The sequence below is a fragment of the Herbidospora yilanensis genome, assembly GCF_001570565.1.
Lineage (GTDB): Bacteria > Actinomycetota > Actinomycetes > Streptosporangiales > Streptosporangiaceae > Herbidospora > Herbidospora yilanensis.
In genome coordinates this window covers 288,538-314,754 of record NZ_BBXE01000017.1, presented here as the reverse complement: position 1 = coordinate 314,754, position 26,217 = coordinate 288,538, and the positions used below count along the sequence as shown (strand labels likewise).

Below are 26,217 nucleotides of genomic sequence, written 5' to 3'. Positions count from 1 at the left end.
ATGGAAGAGCAGTTCGCCGTGGTGATCAACCACGAGGAGCAGTACTCGATATGGCCGGCCGGCCGCGAGATCCCGAACGGCTGGCGCGAGGCCGGCTTCGAAGGCGGCAAGGACGAGTGCCTGGCGCACATCGCGAGCGTGTGGACGGATCTGCGCCCGTTGAGCGTCCGACGGTGAAGGAGGAGAAGGAGATCATGTCCACCCCCGAAGAGCGCAACGTCGGCGACATCAAGCGGGCCCTGCTGGAGCGGAAGGTCCGCCAGCGGGTGGCCGAGAAGGCCGAGCGGGAGAAGATCGTCCCCGTTCCGCGCACCGGCAAGATGGCCATCGCCGAGCAGCAGCGGTTCCTGTGGTTCCTGCACCAGATGGTGGCCGGCGCCCCCGTCTACAACGTCCCGTTCGCGATGCGGCTGCGCGGGCCGCTCGACGTGCACGCCCTCTCCGAGGCCCTGCGCGGGATCGTGACCCGCCACGAGAGCCTGCGCACCCGGTTCGGCGACGAGCACGGCGTGCCGTTCCAGACCGTCGACCCGCCGCCCGAGACGTGGGACCTGCCGGTGACCGACGGCGCCGAGGCCGGGATCCAGGACTGGATCGACGGCCAGGTGCGCGAGGAGTTCGACCTGCGCAACCACCCGCCCTACCGGTTCGGCGTGCTGCGCCTGGGCCCCGACGACCACGTGTTGTCCATCGTCTGGCACCACATCGTCATCGACGGATGGTCGTCGCGCCAGTTCGCCGAGGAGTTGTCCGCGCGCTACGCCGACCCGGGCGGCGCGCGGTTCCCCGAGCTGACCCTGCACCCCGCCGACTTCGCCGCCTGGCAGCGGCTCTGGCTGCTCAGCGAGGAACCGGCCAAGCAGATCGAGTCCTGGCGCACGGCGCTCGACGGGATGGAGCCGCTGGAGTGGCGCGGCGACCGGGAGCGCCCCTCGGCGCCGACCGGGGCCGGCCGCATCTACGAGGGCCGGCTGCCCGACGACCTCGCGCGCGGCATCCGCGACCTGGCCCAGGCCGAGAACGTCTCCCTGCTCGCCCTGACGATGGCCGGCTACCAGATCGTGATCAACCGCTACACCGGCCAGGACGACATCGCGCTCGGCTCGGTCTTCTCCGGCCGCACCCGCTCGGAGACCGAGCCCATGATGGGGTTCTTCGCCAACACGGTCGCCGTCCGCGGGAACCTGGCGGGCAACCCGGTCTTCCGCGACCTGGTGCACACCACCAACGACACCGTCCTCGACGCGATGGCCCGCCAGGACATGCCGTTCGGCCGGATGATCGAGGAGCTGAGCCCGGAGCGGGTGCCGGGCCGCAACCCGCTGGTCGCGCACCTGTTCACGCTGCTGCCCGAGCCGATGATCGCCCGCTGGGAGTTCCAGGGCCTGGACGTCGAGATGCTCACCCCGCAGCCCGAGACGACCCGCTTCGACCTCACGTTCCAGATCAACGACCTGCCCGACGGCGGGCTGGGCGTGTGGATCGAGTACTCCTCCGAGCTGTTCGACCACGAGCGGGTCGAGGCCCTCGTCGAGCACTTCACGACGGTCATGGCCGACGCGCTGTCACGGCCGGCCGCCCGGATCGACGAGCTCGACATCATGTCCAACGACGAGTACCTGCGGGTCCTCACCGCGTGGAACCCCGAGCCGCGCGAGCACGACGGGCGCCTGCTGCACGAGCTGTTCGCGGCCCGCGTGGCCGAGGCCCCCGACGCGGTCGCCATGCGGTTCGCGGGCGAGGACCTGACGTACGCGCGGCTCGACGAGCGGTCCAGCCGCCTGGCGCACGCGCTCGTCGAGGAGTTCAAGGTGACGCCCGGGACCGTGGTCGGGGTGCTCGTGGAGCGCGGCTTCGACCTGCCGGCCGCCGAACTCGGCGTGCTGAAGGCGGGCGGCGCGTGGTTGCCGCTCGACCCGCAGTACCCGCCCGACCGGCTGGCCTACCAGCTCGGCGACGCCGAGGTGCCGGTGGTCGTGACGACCTCCGGCCTCGCCGACCGGGTGCCCTCCGAGGTGGCCCGCGTCCTGCTGGACAGCGACGCGCTCGACGGCCGGCCCGGCACGCCGCCCTCGGTGGCCGTGTCCCAGGAGGACACCGCCTACGTCATCTACACCTCGGGCTCGACCGGCACCCCCAAGGGCGTCATGGTGCCCCACCGCGCGGTGGTCAACTTCTGCACCGCCTTCCGGCGCATGTTCCAGGTCACGCCCGACGACCGCATCCTCCAGTTCTCCAACCCCGCCTTCGACGTGAGCGTCTCGGACGTCTTCTCGACGCTCACCGCCGGCGGCACCATCGTCGGCGCGCCCCGCGCCGAGCTGCTCGACCCCGATTCGCTGCAGGACCTGCTCGCCCGCGAACGGGTCACGATGGTGGACATCCCGCCCGCGGTGCTCGGGCTGCTCGACCCGGCCGGCCTCGACGACCTGCGGGTCTGCTTCATCGGCATGGAGCCCTTCGGGCCCGAGCTGGTCAACAAGTGGAGCAGGCCGGGCCGCGAGTTCCACAACGGCTACGGCCCGACCGAGGTCACGGTCACGTGCGTCGACTACCTGTGCCCGCCGGAGCCGATCGAGGGCGCCCCGCCCATCGGCCGGGCGATGGACAACCAGCGTGCCTACGTCCTGGACAAGGGCCTGCGCCCGGTGCCGGTCGGCGTGCCCGGCGAGCTCTACATGGCGGGCGCGGGGCTGGCCGTGGGCTACCTCGGGCGGCCCGACCAGACCGCCGAGAGGTTCCGGCCCGACCCCTTCGCCACCGGGCCCGGCGAGCGCATGTACGCCACCGGCGACCTGGCCCGCTGGAACGCCGACGGCCAGTTGGAGTTCCTCGGCCGGGCCGACCGCCAGGTGAAGCTGCGCGGCCTGCGCGTGGAGCTCGGCGAGATCGAGCACGCCGTCGAGGGCTTCGAGGGCGTCCGGCAGTGCGTCGTGACCGTGCGCGACCAGGGCACGCCCTCGGCGTGGCTGGCCGCCTACGTGGTCGGCGACGTCGACCACGAGGCCCTGCGCGAACACCTGGCCGGGCGGCTGCCCATGCACATGGTGCCGACCGACTACGTCCACCTCGACCAGCTCCCGCTGACCCCGGCGGGGAAGGTCGACCACCGGAAGCTGCCCGACCCCCGCCCCGACGGCGGCGCGGGCAAGGTCGAGCTGACCACCGACACCGAGCGCCGCATCGCCGAGATCTGGACCGGCCTGCTGAGCCTGGAGCCCGGCACCGTCGGCGCGCAGGACAACTTCTTCGTCCTGGGCGGCAACTCGCTGCAGGTCACCCAGATGATCTCCCGGGTGCGCGACGCCTTCCAGGTGACCCTCGACCCCCGGCGGCTGTTCAGCTACCCGCTGCTCAGCCAGTTCTCCGCCCAGGTCGACGACGCGCAGCGCGCGCTGCTCGGCGACGACGAGGTGGCGAAGCTGGAGGCGCAGGTCGCCGACCTGTCCGAGGAGGAACTCGACCGGCTGCTGAAAGAGCAGAGCTGATGGACGCCACCCTGGAGGAGAAACGCCTGGAGGAGAAACGGCAGGCGGTGCTGCGCATGGAGCTGCGCCGCAGGCGGGAGGAGTGCCTCCCGGATCCCGGCCGGCCGCCGGAGTCCCCGCTGGTCCCGCTCGGCGGCATGGGCCTGGAGGAGCCGCCGCTGTTCCTGGTGCACGCCGCCGGCGGCTCGGTCGCCCCCTACGTCGCGCTGGCCGCGATCCTGGGCCGCGACCGGCCGGTGTACGCCCTGGAGGACCCGGGACTGCACGACGGCGTGCCCGGCGACCGGGGGCTGGCCGAACTGGCGGCCGTCTACCTGGCCGAGGTCCGCGCGGTCCGGCCCTACGGGCCGCTGTATCTGGGCGGCTGGTCGGTCGGCGGGGCGGTGGCGCTGGAGATGGCCCGCCTCGACGGCGGCGCCGCCCTGACGTTCCTGCTCGACACCGGCGTCGCCGACGAGCCGTCGAGGCCCGGCGACGACGAGCTGGCCGCGTGGTTCGACGCCGACCTCGCCGCGATGGGCGCGGAACTCGACGAGGCCGAACGGGCCCGGCGGTTCCCCGTGTTCGCGGCGAACGTCCGCGGGCTCCTGGCCTTCCGCCCCACGCGGGTGGAGGGCCGGGTGGTCCTGCTCTGCGCCGAGGATTGCGAACCGGCCAAGCTCGACCGGTGGCGGCCCTACGCCGACGACGTCCAGGTGGTGGCGGGCGACCACTACACCATGCTCCAGGCGGCGCGCGCCGAGGCGCTCGCCGCCGTGATGCGCGAGAGGTTCAGCGAGGTGAGTGTGCGATGACGCCGGTCTTCACGCCCGAACAGGAGGGCTTCCGGGAGAAGGTCTGCGCGCTGCTGTGCGAGGACGTTGTGCGCGCCGAGATCGCCCAGTCGCGGCGGACGCCGTACGGGGAGGAGAGCGGGCTGCTCGACGTCCACCGGCGGCTGGGCAAGCTCGGCTGGCTCGCGATCAACTGGCCGGAACGGTACGGCGGCTCGGGGGCCACGATCGTCGAGAAGGCGATCGTCACCGAGGAGATGATCCGCCACGGCGTGCCCGAGAACGTGCACTCCCTGGGCGTCGACATCGTCGGCAACGCCATCAACCTGATGGGCACCGACGAGCAGAAGGAGCGCTACCTGCCGGGCCTGGCGCGCGGCGAGACCACGGCCAACGTGCTGTTCAGCGAGCCCGACGTCGGATCCGACCTGGGCTCGCTCGCCACCCGCGCCGAGCCCGACGGCGACGGCCACCGCCTGACGGGCCGGAAGATCTACAACATGAAGGCGCAGCACAGCGACTTCGCGTTGTGCGCGGCCCGCACCTCGACCGGCCCGGTCGACTACGCCGGGATCACGCTGTTCCTGGTCCCGCTGCACACCCTGGGCACCGTGATCGAGCCGGTGTGGAACCTGTCGGAGGAGCGCTTCGACCTGATCACGCTCGACGGGATCCGGATCGGCCGCGAGGACGTGCTCGGCGAGGTCGACGACGGCTGGCAGGTGCTGAACCGGGTGCTGCCGTTCGAGCGCACCGGGCTCGACCACTCCGCCAAGGCCGAACGCACGCTGGCCGCGCTGCGCGAGCACGCGCCGCCGGGGAGTGGGGAACGCCTGGCGCGCCTGGAGACCCGGGTGCGCGCGGCCCGGCTGCTGGCCTGGCGGTGCATCGCCAACCTGCACGAGGGCAAGCCCGACGAGATCCACTCGGCGACCGCCAAGTGGTACACGTCCGAGACGGCCAAGGAGGTGTCGGTGGCCGCGGTCGAGCTGCTCGGACCGCGGGCGCTGCTCGACGCGCGCGACCCCGACGCGATCGCCGACGGCGTCTTCGACGCCGCGTTCCGGGAGGCGCCCGGCCTCACGCTGGCCCAGGGCTCCTCGGAGATCATGCTCTATTTCGTCGCCACATCGAAACTGGGGTTGCCGTCATGACCACCACGATCGCCGAGTTCTTCGAAGGAGACCTGGCCCCGCTGGTCCGGCGGATGGCCGACCGCCCGCGCGGCGAGGGCGGGGACACCGACGACGACCGCCGCGAGACCCGCGCGATGGTGTGGGAGGGCCTGACCGGCCTCGGCGCCCTCGACGACGGCGACGCGGCCGGCCTGGCCGAGCTCCTCGGATCGGTCCTCTACCAGGGCCCGCTCCTCGACACCCTGACCGCGCGCGAACTGTTCCCCGACGCCGATCTCGGCCACGCGCCGGTGGCGCTCGCGGCGGGGTCGTACTCCGGCCAGGACGAGACGATCACCGCCCGGTGCGACTTCGTCGGGTTCGCGGACGAGGTCGAGCACTTCGCCGTCGTCGGCGGGGACCGGTCGGCGCTCGTCCGGGCCGGCCATCCGTCCATCACGACGCGGCGGCACGAGGAGACCGGCCGGGGCGAGCTCCACCGGGTCGACTTCACGGACACGCCCGTGACGACCTGGGCCGGCCCCGTCGACTGGGCGCCCGCGCGGGTGCGCCAGGCGGCCTATCTCGTGGGCCTGGCCCAGGCGGCGATCGACCACGCCGTCGGCTACGCGAAGACGCGCCGCCAGTTCGGCCGCGCCATCGGCGCCAACCAGGCGTTGTCCTTCCGGCTCGCCGAGATGTCGATGCGCGTCGACGCGGCCCGCCTGCTCGTCCACGACCGCGACGCCGCCGCGCACGCGGCGGCCACCCTCGCCGAGGCCGCCGACCTGGCCCGCACGGTCACCGTCCAGACCATGCAGATCCACGGTGCGGCGGGCATGCGGTCCGACGACGACGCGCAGCTCTACTACCGGAGGGCGGCGGCCGAGTCGGTCCGGCTCCCGCAGCCGCAGGAGTGACCGATGAACCTGGTGATCCAGAAGTACGGCGGCACATCACTGGGGGACGTGGACAAGATCGGTCACGCGGCGAAGCGCATCGCCGCCGCGCAGGGGTCGGTGGTGGCCGTCGTCTCCGCGATGGGCGGCACCACCGACGCGATGCTCGGCCTGGCCCGCGAGCTCACCGGCAACCCGCACGCCCGGGAACTGGACCTGCTGCTCAGCACCGGTGAACAGGCCTCCGCCGCCGCGCTCGCCATGGCGCTGCACGAGCTGGGCGTGCCGGCCCGCTCGTTCAACGCCCGCGACGGCGGCATCGTCACCGACGGCGTCCACGGTTGCGCGAGCATCGTCAACGTCCGGCCGAAACTGATCCGCGAGTGCGTGCGGACCGGCTACGTGCCCGTGGTGGCCGGGTTCCAGGGCATCGCCGCCGGGAGCGGCGAGCTGACCACGCTCAGCCGGGGCGGCTCCGACACCACCGCCGTCGCCCTGGCGGCGGCGCTGCGGGCCGAGGCCTGCGAGATCTTCACCGACGTGGAGGGCGTGTTCACCGCCGATCCCCGGCACGTCGCCGACGCCCGCAAGCTCGACCGCCTCTCCTATGAGGACATGGCCGAACTGGCCGCCGGGGGAGCCACGGTGCTCGCCCACTCCAGCGTCGAACTCGCCGGCGCCCACCGCGTGCCCGTCCACGTGCGGTCGAGCACGACCGACGGCATGGGGACCTGGGTGACCTCGGCCCCGCCGGACGACGGGCGGTTCGCCGCCGTCGGCGTCGCCCACCGGACCGGCCGGCTCCGCTGCCGGCTCGACGGGGTCGACCCGGCCGCGCTGACCACCATCGCCGCCGCCCTGGCCGATCTCCCGCCGCCCGTCGACGTGCTCGACCACCTCACCGCCGGGACCGGCTACACCCTGCGGTTCACGGTGGACGCCGCCGACCGCGACCAGGTGGACGAGCTGCTCGCCGGCCTGCGCGCGGCCGGCGCCTGCGCCGGATCGTACTGGTCGCCGCCCATGGGCACGGTGTCGCTGGTCGGCCGGGGGTTCCGCCCGAACCACCCGCGGGTGCGCCTGCTCCCCGACACGCTCAGAGCCGCCGGCGTCCAGGTGCGAGACCTCACGGTCCGCCCCCGGCGGATCTCCGTCACCTGTCCCGAGCCCGACGTGCTGAAGGCGGTGACGCGACTGCACGGCCTGTTTCTGACCCCCGGCTGAACCGAAAGGCATGGGCATGAACCTGGCGACGCACGATCCCGGCAGGGCCGGCGGCACGACCCGATCGCGGCGGTTCTGGCCGCTCGCCGTCATCTGCGGCACCCAGTTCCTGATCGCCGTCGACTACTCGATCATCAACGTGGCCGCCCCGAGCATCCGCGAGGGCATGGACTTCGGGCCCGGCGGCGGCGTCGCCTGGGTGTTGTCGGCCTACCCGCTCACCTTCTGCGGCTTCCTCCTCCTCGGGGGCAGGGTCGCCGACCTCTACGGCCGCAAGCGGGTGTTCGTCTGGGGCCTGGCCGCCTTCGGCCTGGCCTCGCTCCTGGCGGGCCTGGCCTGGTCGCCCGCCGCGCTCATCGCGGGCCGCGCCCTGCAGGGGGTGGCCGCGGCGTTCATCGCCCCGGCGGGCCTGGGGCTGCTCCAGGCGACCGTCCCGGAAGGGCCCCGGCGGGAACGCGCCCTGGGCGTGTACGGGGCGGCGCTGTCGGCCGGGTTCGTCTCCGGCATGGTGCTCGGCGGCATCCTCACCGAGTACGCCGGATGGCGGTCGGTCTTCCTGGTCAACGTGCCCCTCGTGGTGCTCTTCGGCGTCCTGGCCGGGATCCACCTCGGCGAGAGCCGCGACACGCACGCCTCCCGCCGCCTCGACCTCGCCGGGGTCGTCCTGGCGGCCACGGGCATGGCCGCCTTCGTCTTCGCCCTGACCGAGGGGGAGGAGTACGGCTGGACGTCGGCCCCGATCCTGCTGGCGGCGGGCGTCGCGGTGCCGGCCGCGGCCCTGTTCGTCTGGGTGGAGTCGCGCCGGCGGGAGGCGCTCGTGCCGATCTCCATCTTCCGCACCGCCGCCATCGGCGCGGCCAACCTGATCACCGTCCTGCTGATCTGCTCGTACGGCGGCATGCTCTTCATCCTCACGCTCTACCTGCAGACCCGCCTCGGCCTGGGCGCGCTCGCGACCGGCCTGGCGTTCGCCCTCTCCGGGGCGGTCGCGGTCGTGACCGGCGTCTACGCGGGACGGCTCGTCGAGCGGTTCGGGCTCTACCGCGTGCTGCTGGGCGGGATCGTGATCGAGACGATCGGCATCCTGGTCATGGTGGGCCTGCCGGACGACCACGGGCTCGTGCTCGTGCTGGCGGGCACCTCGGTGAACGCCTTCGGCCACATCCTGGCCCTGATCACGACGAGCATCGCCGGCACGAACGGCGCCGAGGAGGGGCGCCGTGCCACGGCCGGAGCCCTGATCAACGTCTCGCAGCAGCTCGGGCTGGCCGTCGGGGTCGGCGTCGTGACGTCGGTGGCGGCCCACTTCGCCACCGGGCCGGGCGGCGAATCGGCCGGCTGGCGCTGGGCCCTCTGGTGCTCGGTGGTGTTCGCGGCGGTGGCGGCCGTCGTGACGGTCCTGCTCCGGCGACGGCTCAAGGGGGAACCAGATATAGTGCGTTAAATGGTTACTCTGACGTCGCGGGTCAGGCCGCCCTGGGAGGACGCCCACTTCATCGGCGGCCACCTGGTCCTCGACCTCGCGAACACCGTCTTCGACCGGACGCTCCCGGCCGGAGAGGACGTCGAACTGCTCAGATCCCCCTCCGACGTGCTGAGCTGGTGCCTCTCCGCCGGGTTGTTCGACGAGGCGCCCGAGTCGCTCGCGAGTGGTGTCGTGGCGGAGACGCGGACCGTCCGCGAGCAGGCCTGGGCGGTGTTCGACGCGATCGCCCGGGGCGAGGCCGCGCCGGCCGGGCCCTTCGGCGCGCTGCTCGAACGGGCCGGGAAGGGCCTGCGGGCCGGCCGGGCCGCCGCCGGGTGGGCTTCGCCCGGGGCGATCCCCGCCGCGCTGGCGTTGTCGGCCGTCGAGGCCGTGTTCACCCTTCCGCCCGCCCGGGTCAGGGCGTGCGGCCGGTGCGGCTGGTTGTTCCTCGACTCCTCGCGGGGCGGCCGGCGCCGCTGGTGCAGCATGAGCGTCTGCGGCAACCGGGAGAAGGCCAGCCGCCACCGCCGCGGCCTCACCGGTTGAGGAAGGCCGCGACCTCCTTCACGAACCCGTCGGGATCCTCGGCGTGCACGCTGTGCCCGGCGCCCAGCACCACCCGCCGCCCGTCGGGCAGCGCCGCGGTGAACTCGGCCAGCGCCTCCTGCGGCACCAGTTCGCTGTACGCGCCCCCGACGACCAGCACCGGCATGGTCAGCTCGCCCAGCCGCGCCCACCAGGCGGGGTCGACCGCGCGCACCCCGGCCCTGATCACGTCGATCACGGCCGGGTCGTGGTCGACCTCCTCGCCGGTCGCGACGTAGGGCTCGATGACCTGCGGCTCGTGCGGCGCCGGGAACGAGTCCTCCAGCACCAGCCGCCGGACCAGGCCGGGCCGCTCGCGGGCGACCAGCAGGGCCACCCGCCCGCCCATCGAGTGGCCGACCAGGTCGATCTTCGTGAGGCCCCGGGCGTCGAGGAACGCCAGGGTGTCGGCGGCCATCAGGCCGAGGCTGTAGTCGGGGTGACGAGGGCTGGCGCCGTGTCCGCGCATGTCGGGGGCGATCCAGTGCCGCCCCAGGCAGGGGGCGATCGGGTCCCACGTGGCGGAGGTGCCGGTCAGCCCGTGGATGAGGACGACCGGGACGTCTCCCGGCGGCCCGCCTTCTTTCCAAGCCAGAGGTAGCGCATCCATGGGCGTCACCCTACGGGCCGGGCACCGTGATCCAGGTGGCGCGGGCGCTCGCGACGACCTCGTCCGCCGACAGCAGAGCCGAGGCGCTGAACAACTTCCGCCCCGACGACCCCAGCGGCCATCCCACGGCCACCAGGCGCTCCCCGGCCCGGACCTCGCGGCCGATCCGGGCCTCCATCGTGCCCAGCAGGGCGATGACGCCGGTGCCCTGGGCGAACGGCGGATAGCCGACGCAGTCGAGCGCCGCCCCCAGGATCTCCGGCCGCACCACACCGTGGTCCGCGACGGCCGCGCCGGGCCGTCGACGAACGCGGCGGCCAGCCCGGCGGCGTAGCCGCCGTTGGCCGAGGCGGGCGGCCCGTTGAACCGGGCCCCGATGACGATCCGCTCCTCCACACCCCCAGTGAACCGCATCCCGGCCGCCCGGAGAGGATGCGGGCATGGACACCGCCGACGTCTACCGAACCTTCGGCATCCGCGAGGCCCGGGGCGCCTACCGGGACCTCGCCGTCGCGATCGCGGCCGACCCCGCTCTGATCGCCCTCATCGACACGCTCCCGCCGCCGAAACGCCAGCCGAACCTGGTCCTGGCCGCGGTCCGGTTCGCGGGCGGCCCGGAGACCGAGGAGGGCGGCTTCCGCGCGTGGGCCGCAGAGCACTGGCCCCGCGTCGAGAGGACCGTCCTGGCCCGCCGCACCCAGACCAACGAGGCCGGCCGCTGCGCCAGCCTCCTGCCGGTCCTCGCCCAGATCCCCGGCCCGCTCGCCCTCATCGAGGTCGGCGCCTCGGCCGGTCTCTGCCTCCAGCTCGACCGCTACCGGTACGCCTACGACCGGCGCGACCCCTTCGGCCCCGGCCCCGTGACCCTGACCTGCGTGACCGAGGGCGACCCGCCCGTCCCCGGCGCGGTCCCCGACGTCGCCTGGCGGGCGGGCGTCGACCTGGCCCCCGTCGACGTCACCGACCCCGGCGAGCGCCGCTGGCTCGAATGCCTCGTCTGGCCCGGCGAGGACGCCCGCCGCGACCGCCTGCGCGCCGCCCTCGCCCTCGCCGCCGAGCGCCCGCCCCGCCTGGTGCGCGGCGACGCCGCCGAGGCCCTGCCCGGCCTGGTCGAGGAGGCGGGGGCGCACGGCACCGTGGTCGTCTTCCACTCGGCGATGTTGCCCTACCTGACCTCCGAGGCCCGCGACCGTTTCGTCGGCCTGGTCACCGGCCTCGGCGTGCGGTGGATCTCCAACGAGGGCGCCACGCGCCTCCCTCGGCTGGCGGTCCCCGACGGCGTGGTCCCCGCTGACCGCCTGGCGTTCGTGACCGCCCTCGACGGCGTCCCGAAGGCGGTCACCGACCCGCACGGCTCCTGGCTGAGGTGGCTCTGAGGCGTCAGGCGGGACGTCGCTCACGCGACACGGTAACGCAGCCACACCAGGCCCCGGCCGAACGTGTCGCTCTCGATGAGCTGGAGCGACCGCGCGGGCGGCGGCGCTTCGCCCCACCAGTCGCGGGAGCCGACGCCCATGACCGGGTGGACCAGCAGGCTGACCTCGTCGACCAGCCCCCGGGCCAGCAGCCGGCCGACGAGCCGCCCGCCGCTGACCACGCGCACCACCGCGACGCCCGGCCGCCGCCCGAGCGCGCGCAGCGCCGCCGCCAGGTCGACCCGGTCGTCGCCGACGACGAGTTCGGGGACGTAGCGGCCGACGGGGCGCGGCGGGGTGGCGCGGCAGTGCAGGGCCAGCACCTCCGACCAGTGGCCGGCGTCGCGGAGCTCCTGCCAGCGGGTGACCCGGGCGCGGCCGTCGACCACGGCCAGCAGCGGGCCCGGGTCGCGCGGCCCGGGACCGGGGGCCATGGCGGGCTCCCGGGCGAGGACGGTGTCGGACCCGGCCAGGGTGACGTCCTCGTGCCAGGTGGTGCCGACGAGCTGGTGGAACCGGGTCTCGTCGCGAGGGAACCCGTCGGTCTTCCCGTCGAGCGAGACGCCCAGGTGGGCGACCACATAGGGCGTGTCGGCCGGCATGTCACCGAGCGTAGCCGAGGGTAAACCGGTTGCCGGGGTCGGCTCGCGTGATCACACTGACCTGATGCTGATCCGACGTGAGGCCCCCGACGACGTGGCCGCGATCCGCGAGGTCGTCCGGCGGGCCTTCGCCGGACCGGACGTCCCCGACCCGGTCGAGTCCCCGCTGGTCGACGAGCTGCGCGCCGACGCGGGCTGGATCCCGGCCCTGTCGATGGTCGCCGAGATCGGCGGCGCGGTGGCCGGTCACGTGGTCTGCACCCGCGCCGACCTCGGCGGAGCGCCCGCGCTCGGCCTCGGCCCGCTCGCGGTCGCGCCCGAGTGGCAGCGCCGGGGCGTCGGGCTGGCGCTGATGCACGCGGTCCTCGGGGCCGCCGACGCGCTCGGGGAGCCCGTCGTGGTCCTGCTGGGCAGCCCCGACTACTACTCGCGGTACGGCTTCCGCCCCGCCTCCGACCTCGGGATCGTCTCTCCCGACCCGCAGTGGGGCCGCTATTTCCAGGCGCGGCCCCTGTCGGCGTACCGGGGGGAGAAGGGCCCGTTCGCCTACGCCGAGCCGTTCAGCCGGTTGTGAACGGCCGCAGGGCGGCCAGTTGCTGCTCGAACGGGATGAGCGGCGCCTCGGCGGGCCGTTTCCGCGGGGTGCGGGAGAGCAGCGCGGCCAGTTCGCCCGCGGCCCGGTCGACCCGGGAGGCCAGCCCGTCGCCCGACGTCGCGCCCCAGTCCTCCGAGGCCGCGTAGACCGCCGTCGGCACGACGACCGCGCGCAGGTAGGTGAACATCGGCCGCAGCGCGTGCTCCAGGGCCAGGGAGTGCCGGGCGGTCCCGCCGGTCGCGGCGATCAGCACCGGGGTCCCCTGGAGGGCGGTGTTGTCGAGCACGTCGAAGAACGACTTGAACAGCCCGCTGTACGACGCCGTGAAGATCGGCGTGACCGCGATCAGGCCGTCGGCGCGCTCCACCGTCTCCAGCGCCTCCTTGAGCGCGGGGGAGGGGAACCCGGTCACGAGGTTGTTGGCGATGTCGACGGCCAGGCCGCGCAGCTCGACGACGCGGATCTCCGCGCCGGCGAGGTGGCGGCCGGCGGCCTCGGCCAGGCGGTCGGCCAGCAACCTGGTGGAGGAGGGCTGGCTCAGCCCGGCCGAGACGACGGCGATGACGGTCACGGGGGTCTCCTGGGACTAGTTGGCGACGAGGGCCGCGTCGCGGGCGGCGACGCGGGCCGCGTGGGTGGGGGCCTCGGCCACGCCTTCGGCGCGGCGGGCGGCGAACTCCTTGCGCAGCACCGGCACGACCTCCTCGCCGAGCAGGTCGAGCTGCTCCAGCACGGTCTTCAGCGGCAGCCCGGCGTGGTCCATCAGGAAGAGCTGGCGCTGGTAGTCGCCGAAGGACTCGCGGAAGGTCAGCGTGCGGTCGATGACCTCCTGCGGGCTGCCGACGGTCAGCGGGGTCTGCTCGGTGAAGTCCTCCAGCGACGGGCCGTTGCCGTAGACGGGGGCCTTGTCGAAGTAGGGGCGGAACTCGCGGACCGCGTCCTGGGAGTTCTTCCGCATGAACACCTGACCGCCCAGGCCGACGATCGCCTGCTCCGGCGTGCCGTGCCCGTAGTGGGCGTAGCGCTGCCGGTAGAGCTCGATCAGCCGCATGAAGTGCTCCTTCGGCCAGAAGATGTTGTTGGCGAAGAAGCCGTCGCCGTAGTAGGCGGCCTGCTCGGCGATCTCGGGGCTGCGGATCGAGCCGTGCCACACGAACGGCGGCACGCCGTCGAGCGGCCGGGGCGTCGAGGTGAAGCCCTGGAGCGGGGTGCGGAAGTTGCCCTCCCAGTCGACGACGTCCTCCCGCCACAGGCGGTGCACCAGCGCGTAGTTCTCGATGGCCAGGGCGATGCCGTTGCGGATGTCCTGCCCGAACCACGGGTAGACCGGGCCGGTGTTGCCGCGGCCCATCATCAGGTCGACCCGGCCGTCGGCCAGGTGCTGCAACATCGCGTAGTCCTCGGCGATCTTCACCGGGTCGTTGGTGGTGATCAGGGTGGTGGACGTCGAGAGGATGAGCCGGTCGGTCCTGGCGGCGATGTACCCGAGCATCGTGGTCGGCGAGGAGGGCACGAAGGGAGGGTTGTGGTGCTCGCCCGTCGCGAAGACGTCGAGCCCGACCTCCTCGGCCTTCAGCGCGATCGTCACCATGGCCTTGATGCGCTCGGCCTCGGTGGGGGTGGCGCCGTTCGTCGGGTCCGTGGTGACGTCACCGACGGTGAAGATCCCGAACTGCATCTCTGCTCATCCTCCTCGGTCTCGGGTTACCGCCGCTGTAGCGTGGTCCGGCACCAACTTATTCCGCGCCGCAAGTATCTCTGTCATGGGAGGCTGTGCCAATGCGACGTACCGGACAGACCTTGATTTTCGACGCGGATGACACCCTGTGGGAGAACAACGTCTTCTTCGAGCGGGTGATCGACGACTTCCTCGACTGGGCCGCCCATCCGACGCTCGACCGGGTCCAGATCCGGCAGATCCTCAACGACATCGAGCGGGCCAACGCGGTCACCCACGGCTACGGCAGCCGGGTCTTCCTGCGGAACCTGCACGAGACCTTCGAGCGGCTCCAGGAGCGGCCCGCGTCCCTGGCGGAAAGGGAGCGCATCGACCGTCTGGCGGATCGTCTGGTCAGGGGCGAGGTCGACCTGATCCCCGGCGTCGCCGACACCCTGGCCGACCTCGCGTCGCGGCACGAGTTGTTCCTGCTGACCAAGGGCGACCCCGAGGAGCAGCAGCGCAAGATCGACGCCTCGGGGCTGGCGGCGTGGTTCCGCACGACCCACATCGTGCGGGAGAAGGACGCGGAGGTCTACCGGAAGCTGGCGGCCGACTCGGGTTTCGCCGTCGAGCGCACGTGGATGATCGGCAACTCCCCGAAGTCGGACATCCGGCCGGCCCGCCAGGCCGGGATGGGCGCGGTGTTCATCCCCCACGAGCACACGTGGGTGCTGGAGCACGCCGAGCTCGACCCGCTCGACGGCGGCGTGCTGACCCTGGGACGGTTCACCGAACTCGTGGACCATTTCTGAGCCCCTGGTGATCTGTTAGTGGGGCATAGTGCGGCAAACTTAGGCCTATGGTGCATCAGCGAGCTGGGCAGCCCGCGCTGCCGACCGACCTGGTCGACGTCCCCCGCCTTCTGACCAGCTACTACGCGCTGCGCCCCGACGTGGAGCAGCCCGCACAGCGGGTCGCCTTCGGCACCTCGGGCCACCGGGGTTCGTCGCTGAACACGGCCTTCAACGAAGACCACATCCTGGCCACCACCCAGGCCATCTGCGAATACCGGCACGCGCAGCGGATCGACGGGCCGCTGTTCCTCGGCATCGACACCCACGCGCTCTCGGAGCCCGCGCGGGTGTCGGCGCTGGAGGTGCTGGCGGCCAACGAGGTCCGGGTGCTGATCGACGTCCACGACGGCTTCACGCCCACTCCGTCGATCTCGCACGCCATCCTGACCCACAACCGGGGCAAGACCTCGGGCCTGGCCGACGGCATCGTCGTCACCCCGTCGCACAACCCGCCGCAGGACGGCGGCTTCAAGTACAACCCGCCCAACGGCGGCCCCGCCGACACCGACGCGACCGGCTGGATCCAGAACCGCGCCAACGAGCTGATCGCCGGCGGCCTGAAGGAGGTCCGCCGCATCCCGTTCGATCGTGCCCTGAAGGCCGACACCACCGGGCGCTACGACTTCATGGGCTCCTACGTGGCCGACCTCCCCTCGGTGGTCGACCTCGACGCGATCAGGGCCGCGGGCGTCCGGATCGGGGCCGACCCCCTGGGCGGCGCGAGCGTGGCCTACTGGGGCGAGATCGCCGACCGCCACCACCTCGACCTGACGGTCGTCAACCCGCTCACCGACCCGACGTGGCGTTTCATGACGCTCGACTGGGACGGCAAGATCCGTATGGACTGCTCCTCGCCCTACGCGATGGCCTCGCTGATCGCGTCCAAGGACGCCTACGACGTCGCCACGGGCAACGACGCCGACAGCGACCGCCACGGCGTCGTCACCCCCGACGGCGGCCTGCTGAACCCCAACCACTACCTGGCCGTCGCCATCTCCTACCTGTACGCCCACCGCGACGGCTGGCGGGCCGACGCGGGCGTCGGCAAGACGCTGGTCAGCAGCAGCATGATCGACCGCGTGGTGGCCGGCCTTGGCCGCCGCCTCGTCGAGGTCCCGGTTGGCTTCAAGTGGTTCGTCCCCGGCCTGCTCGACGGCTCGCTCGGCTTCGGCGGCGAGGAGAGCGCGGGAGCCTCCTTCGTGCGCCGCGACGGCCACGTCTGGACGACCGACAAGGACGGCATCATCCTGGCGCTGCTCGCCTCGGAGATCACCGCCGTGACCGGCAGGTCGCCCGGCGCCCACTACCGCGACCTGACCGAACGTTTCGGCGACCCCGCCTACGCCCGGGTCGACGCCCCGGCCTCGCGGGAGGAGAAGGCGGTGCTGGCGAGGCTCTCGGCCGGGCAGGTGACGGCCGGCAGCCTGGCGGGCGAGCCGATCACCAACGTGCTCACCCACGCCCCCGGCAACGGCGCGGCGCTCGGCGGCCTGAAGGTCGAGACGGCCAGCGCGTGGTTCGCGGCCCGGCCGTCGGGGACCGAGGACGTCTACAAGATCTACGCCGAGTCGTTTCTCGGGCCGGAGCACCTGGCCGAGGTTCAGCGCGAGGCAAAGACTGTGGTCTCGGCCGCTCTCACCGCCTGAAAATCCGGATAAAGCCTGCTCTTTCGGCTGAAGTCGGGCGGCTAGTGTCCGAATGGTGGATCGCTGGCTGAGACGCGAGGACGAGCGGCTGCTCACCGGGGCGGGCCGCTTCGTCGCCGACCTGCGTGTGGACGGTTGCCTCGACGCCGTCTTCGCCCGGAGCGAGGTCGCGCACGGCGTGTTGCGGGAGGTCGACTGCTCGGCCGCCCGTGAGGTGCCGGGCGTCGCCGGGGCGTGGTCGGCCGCCGACCTGCCCGGCCTGCCGCCGATGCCGGACGCCCGCGAGGGAGCGGCCACCCGTGAGTGGCCCTCGCTCGTCCGGGACCGGGTGCGCTACCCCGGCGAGGCGCTGGCGGTCGTGCTCGGCGACGACCGCTACCGGGCCGAGGACGGCGCCGCCCGGGTCCGCTCGCGGATCGACCCGCTGCCCGCCGTGGTGACGGCGCAGGAGGCGGCCGGTCTCGGCCACGTCGCCCTGCGCGGCGAGGCCGGGCGGCCGATCGACGACGAGGTGTGGGAGCAGGCGGCCGTCGTGGTCGAGAGCAGTTACCGGCAGCAGTTGCTGATGCCCTCGCCGATGGAGTGCCGGACCATCCTGTGCGTGCCCGGGGGCGACCGGCTGACCGTCTGGTCGGGCCACCAGGCGCCCCACCGGCTGCGCAGCGAGCTGGCCCGGCTGCTCGACCGGCCGGAGGAGAGCGTCCGGGTCGTCGTGCCGGACACCGGCGGCGCGTTCGGCTCCAAGAGCGCCGTGTTCCCCGAGTTCATCACCGTCGCCTGGCTCGCGGTGCGGCTCGGCCGCCCGGTCCGCTGGATCGAGGACCGGCGGGAGTCCCTGCTGGTCGCCACCCGGGGCCGGGGCCAGGACCAGCACGTCCGGCTGGCCGCCGACGCCGACGGGCGGCTGCTCGCCTACGAGCTGACCGTCGAGGCCGACGTGGGCGCCTACCCCCATCTCGGCGTCGCCTTCCCGATGCAGACCGCGTGGATGGCGACCGGCCCGTACACCACACCCCAGGTGCACGCCACGGTCCGCTCGGTGCTCACCAACACCATGGTCACCTACCCCTACCGGGGCGCCGGCCGGCCCGAGGCCACCAGCCCCCTCGAACGCACGATGGACGTGCTGGCCACCCGCCTGCACCTCGACCCGGCCGAGCTGCGCCGCCGCAACCTCATCCCGCCGGAGCGGTTCCCCTACCGCACCCCCACGGGCCGCACCTACGACAGCGGCGACCACGTCGCCGCCCTCGACCTGGCGCTGCGCACCCTCGACTACGACGGCTGGCGCGCCGAGCAGGCCCGCCGCCGCGCCGACCCCGCCGCGCCGCCCGTGGGCATCGGCCTGTCCTGCTACGTCGAGCGGTCCGGCGGCGAGAAGGGCTCCCTCCACGACTACGTCGGCGTCGAGGCGGGCGAGGACGGCGGTGTCGTCGCCCGCTGCGGCGCCGCGTCCAGCGGCCAGAGCCACGCGACCGTCTTCCCCGCGCTCGTCGCCGAGACCCTCGGCGTCGAGCCGGCCCGGGTCCGCCTGATCGAGGGCGACACCGACGAACTGCCCGGCGGCGTCGGCTCCTTCGGCAGCCGGTCGGCCCAGATCGACGGCGCGGGCCTCCAGCACGCCGCCACCCTCCTCATCGAGGAGGCCAGGGAACGGGCCGCGCGTCTGTGGGACCTCCCGGTCGAGGAGACCGCCTGGTCCGACGGCGCCGTCCACCCCGTCCGCGGCACCGCCGCCATGGGCCTGTCCGAACTGGTCAAGCGCACCGGCCCGCTGCGCATCGACGAACGCTACGAGGCGGACATGGCCTTCCCGTTCGGCACCCACGCGGCCGTGGTGGAGGTCGACCCCGACCTGGGCGCCGTCCGGGTGCTGCGGCTGGTCGCCGTGGACGACTGCGGCCGCGCCCTCGACCCGGCCGTGGTCCGGGGACAGGCGTTCGGCTCGGTCGTCCAGGGACTCGGCCAGGCGCTCTACGAAGGCGTGCCGTTCGGCGACGACGGCGTCCCGCTGCTGGGCGACGGGCTGCTCGACTACCTGCTGCCGACGTACGCCGAGATCCCGCCCATCGAACTGGGGGAGACCCGCACCCCGACCCCGCGCACCCCGCTGGGCGCGAAGGGCGCGGGGGAGTCGGGCTGCATCGGCACCCCGCCCGCGATCGTCAACGCCGTGGCCGACGCCCTGCGGCTCGACCACCCCGAGCGGCTCCAGATGCCCCTCACCCCCGACGTGGTCTGGCGGGCGGCGGCGTGAAGCCCGCCGCGTTCGACTACCTCGCGCCGCACACGGTCGCCGAGGCCGTCGACGCGCTCGGCGCCGGAGCGCAGGTGCTCGCCGGCGGCCAGAGCCTCCTGCTGGAGATGCACCTCCAGCGCGCCCGCCCCGCCGTGGTCGCCGACATCAACCACGTCCCCGGCCTCGACGCCCTGACCGTCGCCGATGGCACGCTCACGGTCGGCGCGCTGGTCCGCCACCGGACCTTCGGATCACCCGGCGCGGTCCCCGGCCCGCTCGGCGACCTGTTCGGCCGGGCCGTGGGCTACATCGCCCACCCGCCGATCCGCGCGCGGGGCACCATGGTGGGCAGCCTGGCGTGGGCCCACCCGGCCTCGGAGTGGTGCGCCCTGGCGGTCGCCCTCGACGCCGTCGTCGAGGTCCGCAGCACCCGGGGCACGCGGGAGATCCCGGCCGGAGACTACTTCCGCGGCCCCTTCCAGACCGCCAGGGAACCGGACGAACTCCTCACCGCCGTCCGCTACCCCCTGCTCGGCCCGGACACCGGCGTCGCCTTCACCGAGCACCGCCGCACCGGCTTCTCCTTCGCCCAGGTGGCCGTCGGGGCCGCGCTCACCGTCCGGGACGGCGTGATCGCCGGGGCGCGGATAGGCCTGGCCAACTGCGCCGACCGCCCCCTGAGGGCCCACGCCGCCGAACGGGCCGTCGTCGGGGCCGGGCCCTCGCCGCTCCTGTTCGCCGCGGCGGGCGAGGCCGCCGCCGCCCACGACGCCGCCCCCGTGCCGGAGCCCTACGCCGACGTCGACTACCGCCGCCACGTCATCGCCGTCCTGGTCGCCCGAACGCTGAGAGAGGCCACCCCGGTATGAAGATCACCCTCACCGTGAACGACGCCGCCTACCCGCTCGACGTCGAACCCCGCCGGGTGCTCGCCGACGCCCTCCGCGACGACTGCGGCCTCACCGGCACCCACCTGGGCTGCGAACAGGGCGTCTGCGGCGCGTGCACGGTCCTGGTCGACGGCGAGGCGGTGCGGTCGTGCCTGATGCTGGCCGTCCAGTGCGACGGCGTCCCGATCCGCACCGTCGAGGGCCTGGCCGGCGCGGACGGCGAACCGCACCCCCTGCAACGCGCCTTCTCCGCCGAACGCGGCCTCCAGTGCGGCTTCTGCACCCCGGGCTTCCTGATGCTCGCGGCCGGGGCGCTGGAGCACGACCCGGCACTCGGCGAGGAGGAGGTGGCGGCCCTGGTCGGGTCGAACCTCTGCCGCTGCACGGGCTACGAGCCCATCCGCCGCGCCATCACGAGGGCGGCCCGGGATCACCAGAACGGCCAGTTCCACGACCGCAGGCAGTAGCGATCGTAGATCGCCCGCAACCAGGGTTGCCGCACCGGGGTTCACATGGCGAGACCGATCGCCAATTAGGGACGAAACCCCAGATGATGGGCTTCATGCCGTATTTTGATCTGCCGCTGCCCGAACTGCGCACCTACGTCTCCTCCGTCGCCGAGCCCGACGACTTCGACGACTTCTGGGCCGCGACCCTGTCCGAGACCCGCTCCCACGGGCTCGCCCCCGTCTTCTCGCCCGTCACCACGGGCCTGACCACGGTCGACGTCTTCGACGTGGTGTTCCAGGGATGGGCCGGGCAGCCGGTGCGGGGCTGGTTCCTCGTCCCGGCCGGCGCCGGGGGGCCGCTGCCCTGCGTGGTGCAGTACCAGGGTTACGGCGGCGGCCGGGGGCTGCCGCACCAGTGGCTCTACTGGCCGAGCGCCGGCTACGCCCTGCTCGTCATGGACACCCGCGGCCAGGGCAGCGGGTGGTCCCTCGGCGACACCCCCGACCCCGAGGGCTCGGCCCCGGCGCACCCGGGCTACATGACCCGGGGCATCGGCGACCCGGCGACCTACTACTACCGCCGCGTCTTCAGCGACGCCGTGCGGGCCGTCGAGACGGTGCGGCGACATCCGCTGGTCGACCCGGCCAGGGTCGCGATCACCGGCGGCAGCCAGGGCGGCGGCATCACCCTCGCCGTGTCGGCGCTGCTCCCCGACGTCGCGGCGGCCATGCCGGACGTGCCGTTCCTGTCGGACTTCCCCCGGTCGATCCGGGTGACGGGCAAGGACCCGTACACCGAGATCGCCCGCTACCTGAAGATCCACCGCACCGAGGTCGAGCGGGTCGAGCGCACCCTGTCCTACTTCGACGGCGTCAACTTCGCCAAGCGCGCCGCCGCCCCGGCCCTGTTCTCGGTCGGGCTGATGGACGAGATCTGCCTGCCCTCGACCGTCTACGCCGCCTACAACGCCTACGCCGGCGCGGCCAAGCACATGGAGGAGTACGCCTTCAACGACCACGAGGGCGGCGCCGACGCCCACCTCCCGGTGCAGCTCGCCTGGGTCAAGGCCTGGATCGGCGGTTAGCGGCCCCTCCTGGCCGGAGCCGGTCGCGGATGCGTTCGGGCCGTCACTCCCGTGACGTGGCCAGCAGGCCGGCCGTCTCCTCCGACACCGGCGTGGCCAGCACCGACGCGACGACGTCGATCAGGTGGCTGGTGAAGAGCCGTTCGTCGCGGTCCGCGCCGGTCTCGGCGCGGCGGGCCAGTTCCGTGTACGTCACCCGGATCGCCGTGAACCGCCGGTGCAGCCGCGTCACGGCGATCTCGGGCAGCAGCGGCCCGACGAGGTCCCGCCACCGGTTGACGCTGGTCGGCTCCTGGGTCGAGGCGCGCAGCGCGCCGGGGGACGCCCGGCGGACCACCTGGTCGAGCAGCCGCAGGTAACGCCGCCCGCCGGGCTCGGCCAGGTGGGCGGCGAGCGGACGCACGAAGGCCCCGGCGAGGGGCCGCAGCGGCTCCGGGGGCGGCGCGGCCTCGAAGGCGTCGAGGAGGTTGTGCCGGGCGGCCTCGACCGACGGGTGGTGCCGGGCCAGGACCGCTTTGAGCAGCCCCTCCCGGTCGCCGAAGTGATATTGCAGCGCCGAGGCGTTGCGCTGCCCGGCGGCGGCGTTGATCTCCCGGAGCGACACGGCGTCGATGCCCCGGTCGGCGAACAGTTCCTCGGCGGCCAGCATCAGCCGCAGACGGCCGTCCACGGTCCACCCCCTGTGCGGATTAAGGCGATCGCATTAATATACGGCCCATGGCCATCGACTTCACGCTCGCTCCCGAGCACGAGGAGATCCGCCGCCGGGTCCGCGCCTTCGTCCAGGACGTCATCGTCCCCGCGAAGACCGAGGGCCTGCCGCGCGACGACTACCTCCGCACGATCTTCGGCCTCCGGGAGAGGGCCAGGGCCGAGGGGTTGTGGTTGCCGCACATGCCGGTGGAGGCCGGGGGCATGGGGCTGGGGCACGTCGCGCTCGCGATGGTCCAGTCGGAGGCGGCCAAGACGCGGCTCGGGCCGTGGGTGCTCAACTGCCAGGCGCCCGACGAGGGCAACATGCACACGCTGCACCACTGGGCCACCGAGGAGCAGAAGGAGAAGTACCTCCGCCCGCTGCTGGAGGGGCGGGCCATGTCGTGCTTCGCGATGACCGAACCCGAGGTGGCCGGGTCCGATCCCACGCTGATCCGGACGATCGCCGTACAGGACGGCGACGAATGGGTCGTCAACGGGCACAAGTGGTTCATCTCCAACGCCCGCCGGGCGAACTTCGCGATCCTCATCGCGCGCACCGAACCAGACGTGCCGGCGGGACAGCGGGGCGCCACCACGGCGTTCCTGGTCGACATCCCCTCGCCGGGCTGGACCGACGTGCGCGAGGTCGAGACGATGCACGGCTCGACCGGCCACAGCGAGATCCTCATCGAGGACCTGCGCCTGCCGGAGTCGCAGATCCTCGGCGGCCGGGGCAACGGCCACCGCCTGGGGCAACATCGTCTCGGGCCCGCCCGGCTGGCCCACTGCATGCGGTGGATCTCCCAGGCCGAGACGGCGCTCGACATGATGGTCGACCGGGCGCTCAACCGCTACAGCCACGGCTCGCTGCTGGCCGACAAGCAGGGTGTGCAGTGGCTGATCGCCGACTCGGCGATGGAGCTCTACCAGTGCAAGCTCATGGTCCTGCACGCCGCCTCGAAGATCGACAAGGGCGACGACTTCCGCACCGAGGTCTCCATGGCCAAACACTTCGTCGCGAACTCGCTGAACCGCATCGTCGACCGGGCGATCCAGGTCCACGGCGCGCTCGGCTACTCGACCGACACCCCGCTGGCGAGCATGTTCCAGCACGCCCGCTGGGCCCGCTTCGCCGACGGCGCCGACGAGATCCACCAGATGCGCATCGCCGAACGCGTCATCGCCGCCTATCGTGACACCGGCTCGACGCGGGCCGCGACGGGAGGACTGCCGCTGTGAGTGACACCGTGAAGGTCGCACTGGTCACCGGAGGGAGCAGCGGCATCGGCGCCGGGGTCGCCCGCCGCCTCGCCGCGTCCGGCGTCAAGGTCGTCGTCGCCGACATCGCCGAACCCGCCGACGTGCGGTGCGACGTCTCCGTCCTCGACGACAACCTCAGGGCCGTCGACTACGTGATGAAGGAGCACGGCCGCCTCGACCTGGCCTTCCTGAACGCCGGCGTGGCCTCCGGCTGCGGCGTGGGCGAGGACTTCGACGTGGCCCTCTACCGCCGCGCGATGGGCGTCAACCTCGACGGCGTCGTCTTCGGCGCGCACGCCGCGATCCCCGCGCTGAAGGCCTCCGGTGGCGGCGTCATCGTCGCGACCGCGTCCATGGCCGGCATCGTCGGCATCCCGCTCGACCCGATCTACGCGGCCAACAAACACGCCGTCGTCGGCCTGATCCGCTCCCTGGGCGTGGCCCTGGCCCCCGACGGCATCCGGGTCCAGGCCCTCTGCCCGTCGTTCGCCGACACCGCGATCCTCGGCGACGCCCGCGTCCTGCTCGAAGCCGAGGGCTTCCCGATCATGGAGGTCGACGAGGTCGTCGACGCCTTCGAGAAGGTCGTCGCGAGCGAGGGCACCGGCGAGTGCTGGTTCGTGGTCCCCGGCCGCCCGAGCGAACCCTTCGCCTTCCGCCGCGCCCCGGGCCCTCGATAGACATTCCTCCGTTACGGCTCCGCCCACCCCCGCACCCCCCGCCGCCCAGGGCCCGCTCCGCACCCGGCGGCAACCGGCCGCCCGGGTCCCACGCCGCGACGAGCCACCGGCCACCACACGACGGCCCCACCCGTGCCGCGACGAGAGACGGGCCACCGCGTCACGATGGCACCACCCCCGCGGACCCCTCGCCGCGAGGCCCTCCGGCGGCGGAAACCCGCGTGCGCCGGTCCATGGTGACCCGTTATGGTCGGAGACATGACCTGGCGACATTGATCCACACCTGCGTCCAGATTCGCCCGGCGTCTCTACGCCCTGGCGTTCTTCGAGGAGTTCGTCCTCCTCTATCCCGTCTACGCGCTCCTGTTCGCCGACCACGGGCTCTCACCGGGCCAGATCTCCACGCTCTTCGTCATCTGGTCGCTGACCTCCTTCCTGCTGGAGATCCCGTCGGGCGCGTGGGCCGACGCGTTCTCGCGCCGCCGCCTGCTGGTGTCGTCGCCGCTGCTCACCGCCACGGGCTTCGGCCTGTGGACCTTCCTGCCGGGCTACTGGTCGTTCGCGGCCGGTTTCGTGTTGTGGGGAGTCGCCACCGCGATCGGCTCGGGCACCGCCGAGGCCCTCGTCTACGAGGAACTGGCCCGGCTGGACGCCGCCGACGCCTACCCCCGCGTCACCGGCCGCGCCGAGGCCGTCGGCACCACCGCCATGATGATCGCGAGCGGGGTCGCCGCCCCGGCCATGGCCTGGGGCGGCTACCAGGCGGCCGGCGTCGCCTCCATGGCCAGTCTCGTCGCCGCCGCCCTGGTCGCCCGCACCCTCCCCGAGACCCGGGAGGAGCCCGGCGACGACGACGGCTACCTCGGCGTGCTGAAGGCGGGCTTCCGCGAGGTGCGCGGCTCCAGGACGCTCGGGCGGCGGCTGCTGCTGGTCTCGGCCGTGACCGGGCTGAGCGCCTTCGACGAGTACCTGCCGCTCCTGGCCCAGGGCACCGGCGTCGGCGACGCGTGGGTGCCGCCGCTGATGGTGCTCGTGTCGGCCGGGTTCGCCGCGGGCGGTCTCCTGGCCGGGCGCGGCCTGCGGTGGGCCGGCCCGATCACCTGCGCCGGCGGCCTGCTGCTGATCGCCGGGGCGGCGGTGCGCAGCCCGTGGGGGTTCGTGTTCGTCGCCGCCGCGTTCGGGGTGATCCAGTGGGCGATCACCGCGGCCGACGCCCGTCTCCAGCACGGCCTGCCGGACCGGTCACGCGCGACGGTGACCTCGATGGCGGGCCTGGGCACCGAGGTCATGGCGGTGCTGACCTTCGCCTTCTACGGTCTCGGGTCGGAGCTCGCGCCGTCGTGGCTGCTGTTCGCCGTGCTCGCGGTGCCGTACACGCTGATCGGGGCCTTTCAGGGCCGCAGGGCCGAGTAGAGCACCTGGTCGTGCCAGGCCCCCTCGCGCCACTGCCCCCGGCGGATCACCCCTTCGCGGACGAACCCGGCCTTCTCCAGGGCCCGCTGCTCGGCGAGGTTCTCGGCGTCGGTGAACGACTGGATGCGCTCGGCGCGGGTGTGCGCGAACAGGTAGGCGGCGAGCTGGGCCTGCGCCTGCGTGCCGATGCCCTTGCCCCGGTAGCCGGAGAACACGCAGATCCCCGTCGACCAGCACCAGGAGGTCAGGTCGGGCCCCCAGGAGTTCATCCACCACGACACCCACCCGACCGGCACGCCGTCGCCCTCGATGGTCATCCGGCCGGAGTCGGGCCCGAGGAACCCGTTCTCGGCGAACTCGCGGTGGAACGGCTGCGGCGGGCGGTGCCCGAACCACTGGTGGGGGCCGGTGCCCTCGCGGTCGGCGCGCTCCCGCTCGAAGAGCTCGAGATCCTTGGCCCGGACCGGGCGAAGTGTGACCTCCATGGAAACTCCTTTCATGCGGGTATGACGCAATCTTCCTCCTTTCGAGCCGGCTTGGCGGCGGAAAGATTCGTACACGAACGGAAACCGCC

At 73.2% G+C, this 26,217-nt stretch carries 26 protein-coding genes; 19 read left to right on the top strand and 7 right to left on the bottom strand.

Features of this window, described 5'->3' with window-relative positions:
- Genes AW273_RS11155 through AW273_RS11120 form a run of 8 tightly spaced genes read left to right on the top strand, consistent with a single transcriptional unit; the run spans nucleotide 1 to nucleotide 9,510 of the window.
- The gene (locus AW273_RS11155) at nucleotides 1-177 is read left to right on the top strand and encodes an MbtH family protein (RefSeq protein WP_030453438.1); all 177 of its coding nucleotides are present in this window, start codon (nucleotides 1-3) and stop codon (nucleotides 175-177) included.
- Nucleotides 174-3,488 (top strand): non-ribosomal peptide synthetase, encoded by a 3,315-nt coding sequence (locus AW273_RS11150; protein WP_062347924.1) that lies wholly within the window; start codon nucleotides 174-176, stop codon nucleotides 3,486-3,488. Before AW273_RS11155 ends, AW273_RS11150 begins: the two co-directional genes overlap by 4 nt.
- Nucleotides 3,488-4,282, top strand: a complete 795-nt coding sequence (locus tag AW273_RS11145) for an alpha/beta fold hydrolase (protein WP_062347922.1) — start codon at nucleotides 3,488-3,490, stop codon at nucleotides 4,280-4,282. Before AW273_RS11150 ends, AW273_RS11145 begins: the two co-directional genes overlap by 1 nt.
- On the top strand, nucleotides 4,279-5,415 hold the full coding sequence (locus tag AW273_RS11140) for an acyl-CoA dehydrogenase family protein (RefSeq protein ID WP_062347920.1): 1,137 nt from the start codon (nucleotides 4,279-4,281) through the stop codon (nucleotides 5,413-5,415). The genes AW273_RS11145 and AW273_RS11140 overlap by 4 nt, the downstream gene beginning before the upstream one ends.
- Entirely contained in the window at nucleotides 5,412-6,296 is an 885-nt protein-coding gene (locus AW273_RS11135) for an acyl-CoA dehydrogenase family protein (protein WP_062347917.1), read from the top strand. The genes AW273_RS11140 and AW273_RS11135 overlap by 4 nt, the downstream gene beginning before the upstream one ends.
- A gap of 3 nt (nucleotides 6,297-6,299) precedes the next feature.
- Nucleotides 6,300-7,499 carry an aspartate kinase gene (locus AW273_RS11130; protein WP_062347915.1) on the top strand — a complete coding sequence of 400 codons (1,200 nt, stop codon included), beginning with the start codon at nucleotides 6,300-6,302 and terminating at the stop codon, nucleotides 7,497-7,499.
- A 16-nt stretch (nucleotides 7,500-7,515) separates the two neighbouring features.
- Nucleotides 7,516-8,943 carry an MFS transporter gene (locus AW273_RS11125; protein WP_198168109.1) on the top strand — a complete coding sequence of 476 codons (1,428 nt, stop codon included), beginning with the start codon at nucleotides 7,516-7,518 and terminating at the stop codon, nucleotides 8,941-8,943.
- A complete protein-coding gene (locus AW273_RS11120) occupies nucleotides 8,944-9,510 on the top strand; it encodes a CGNR zinc finger domain-containing protein (protein WP_062347911.1) in 567 nt (188 codons plus the stop codon).
- Here AW273_RS11120 and AW273_RS37845 read toward each other — a convergent pair.
- Together AW273_RS37845 and AW273_RS37840 are read right to left on the bottom strand one after the other, a co-directional pair.
- A complete protein-coding gene (locus AW273_RS37845; RefSeq protein WP_062347909.1) occupies nucleotides 9,500-10,159 on the bottom strand; it encodes an alpha/beta fold hydrolase in 660 nt (219 codons plus the stop codon). The two genes, AW273_RS11120 and AW273_RS37845, sit on opposite strands and share 11 nt — an antisense overlap.
- Nucleotides 10,160-10,169: 10 nt before the next feature.
- Nucleotides 10,170-10,427: a hypothetical protein gene (locus tag AW273_RS37840; RefSeq protein WP_198168108.1), complete on the bottom strand. Its 258-nt coding sequence runs from the start codon at nucleotides 10,425-10,427 to the stop codon at nucleotides 10,170-10,172.
- A gap of 172 nt (nucleotides 10,428-10,599) precedes the next feature.
- On the opposite strand from AW273_RS37840, the gene AW273_RS11105 reads away from it, so the two are divergent.
- Nucleotides 10,600-11,535 carry a DUF2332 domain-containing protein gene (locus tag AW273_RS11105; RefSeq protein ID WP_062347905.1) on the top strand — a complete coding sequence of 312 codons (936 nt, stop codon included), beginning with the start codon at nucleotides 10,600-10,602 and terminating at the stop codon, nucleotides 11,533-11,535.
- Between the two features lie 20 nt (nucleotides 11,536-11,555).
- Here AW273_RS11105 and AW273_RS11100 read toward each other — a convergent pair whose 3' ends face one another.
- On the bottom strand, nucleotides 11,556-12,176 hold the full coding sequence (locus AW273_RS11100; RefSeq protein WP_062347903.1) for a RibD family protein: 621 nt from the start codon (nucleotides 12,174-12,176) through the stop codon (nucleotides 11,556-11,558).
- A gap of 64 nt (nucleotides 12,177-12,240) precedes the next feature.
- On the opposite strand from AW273_RS11100, the gene AW273_RS11095 reads away from it, so the two are divergent.
- Nucleotides 12,241-12,750, top strand: a complete 510-nt coding sequence (locus tag AW273_RS11095) for a GNAT family N-acetyltransferase (RefSeq protein ID WP_062347902.1) — start codon at nucleotides 12,241-12,243, stop codon at nucleotides 12,748-12,750.
- Here the strand turns inward: AW273_RS11095 and AW273_RS11090 are convergent.
- Together AW273_RS11090 and AW273_RS11085 are read right to left on the bottom strand one after the other, a co-directional pair.
- Nucleotides 12,737-13,342 (bottom strand): FMN reductase, encoded by a 606-nt coding sequence (locus AW273_RS11090; RefSeq protein WP_062347900.1) that lies wholly within the window; start codon nucleotides 13,340-13,342, stop codon nucleotides 12,737-12,739. The genes AW273_RS11095 and AW273_RS11090 overlap by 14 nt on opposite strands.
- 15 nt (nucleotides 13,343-13,357) lie before the next feature.
- Complete coding sequence (locus tag AW273_RS11085) at nucleotides 13,358-14,449, bottom strand: LLM class flavin-dependent oxidoreductase (RefSeq protein ID WP_062347898.1); 1,092 nt, start codon at nucleotides 14,447-14,449, stop codon at nucleotides 13,358-13,360.
- Nucleotides 14,450-14,550: 101 nt separating this feature from the next.
- On the opposite strand from AW273_RS11085, the gene AW273_RS11080 reads away from it, so the two are divergent.
- From AW273_RS11080 to AW273_RS11055, 6 genes are all read left to right on the top strand, one after another.
- Entirely contained in the window at nucleotides 14,551-15,243 is a 693-nt protein-coding gene (locus tag AW273_RS11080; protein ID WP_062347897.1) for an HAD family hydrolase, read from the top strand.
- Nucleotides 15,244-15,290: 47 nt separating this feature from the next.
- Nucleotides 15,291-16,931 (top strand): phosphoglucomutase (alpha-D-glucose-1,6-bisphosphate-dependent), encoded by a 1,641-nt coding sequence (gene pgm / locus AW273_RS11075; protein WP_062347895.1) that lies wholly within the window; start codon nucleotides 15,291-15,293, stop codon nucleotides 16,929-16,931.
- 55 nt (nucleotides 16,932-16,986) lie between these two features.
- Entirely contained in the window at nucleotides 16,987-19,188 is a 2,202-nt protein-coding gene (locus AW273_RS11070; RefSeq protein WP_198168107.1) for a xanthine dehydrogenase family protein molybdopterin-binding subunit, read from the top strand.
- Nucleotides 19,185-20,039 carry an FAD binding domain-containing protein gene (locus AW273_RS11065; protein ID WP_062347893.1) on the top strand — a complete coding sequence of 285 codons (855 nt, stop codon included), beginning with the start codon at nucleotides 19,185-19,187 and terminating at the stop codon, nucleotides 20,037-20,039. Before AW273_RS11070 ends, AW273_RS11065 begins: the two co-directional genes overlap by 4 nt.
- The gene (locus AW273_RS11060) at nucleotides 20,036-20,527 is read left to right on the top strand and encodes a (2Fe-2S)-binding protein (protein WP_062347891.1); all 492 of its coding nucleotides are present in this window, start codon (nucleotides 20,036-20,038) and stop codon (nucleotides 20,525-20,527) included. The genes AW273_RS11065 and AW273_RS11060 overlap by 4 nt, the downstream gene beginning before the upstream one ends.
- Nucleotides 20,528-20,622: 95 nt before the next feature.
- Complete coding sequence (locus AW273_RS11055; RefSeq protein WP_062348008.1) at nucleotides 20,623-21,594, top strand: acetylxylan esterase; 972 nt, start codon at nucleotides 20,623-20,625, stop codon at nucleotides 21,592-21,594.
- A gap of 43 nt (nucleotides 21,595-21,637) precedes the next feature.
- On the opposite strand, the gene AW273_RS11050 is transcribed toward AW273_RS11055, so the two are convergent.
- The gene (locus AW273_RS11050) at nucleotides 21,638-22,264 is read right to left on the bottom strand and encodes a TetR/AcrR family transcriptional regulator (protein WP_232327279.1); all 627 of its coding nucleotides are present in this window, start codon (nucleotides 22,262-22,264) and stop codon (nucleotides 21,638-21,640) included.
- A gap of 47 nt (nucleotides 22,265-22,311) precedes the next feature.
- Between AW273_RS11050 and AW273_RS11045 the strand changes: the two genes are divergently transcribed.
- From AW273_RS11045 to AW273_RS11035, 3 genes are all read left to right on the top strand, one after another.
- Nucleotides 22,312-23,529: an acyl-CoA dehydrogenase family protein gene (locus AW273_RS11045; protein ID WP_062347889.1), complete on the top strand. Its 1,218-nt coding sequence runs from the start codon at nucleotides 22,312-22,314 to the stop codon at nucleotides 23,527-23,529.
- Nucleotides 23,526-24,230 carry an SDR family NAD(P)-dependent oxidoreductase gene (locus AW273_RS11040; RefSeq protein WP_062347887.1) on the top strand — a complete coding sequence of 235 codons (705 nt, stop codon included), beginning with the start codon at nucleotides 23,526-23,528 and terminating at the stop codon, nucleotides 24,228-24,230. Before AW273_RS11045 ends, AW273_RS11040 begins: the two co-directional genes overlap by 4 nt.
- Before the next feature lie 315 nt (nucleotides 24,231-24,545).
- Nucleotides 24,546-25,643 carry an MFS transporter gene (locus tag AW273_RS11035; protein ID WP_062347885.1) on the top strand — a complete coding sequence of 366 codons (1,098 nt, stop codon included), beginning with the start codon at nucleotides 24,546-24,548 and terminating at the stop codon, nucleotides 25,641-25,643.
- On the opposite strand, the gene AW273_RS11030 is transcribed toward AW273_RS11035, so the two are convergent.
- A complete protein-coding gene (locus AW273_RS11030) occupies nucleotides 25,622-26,128 on the bottom strand; it encodes a GNAT family N-acetyltransferase (protein WP_030453468.1) in 507 nt (168 codons plus the stop codon). The two genes, AW273_RS11035 and AW273_RS11030, sit on opposite strands and share 22 nt — an antisense overlap.
- Between the last annotated feature and the right edge of the window lie 89 nt (nucleotides 26,129-26,217).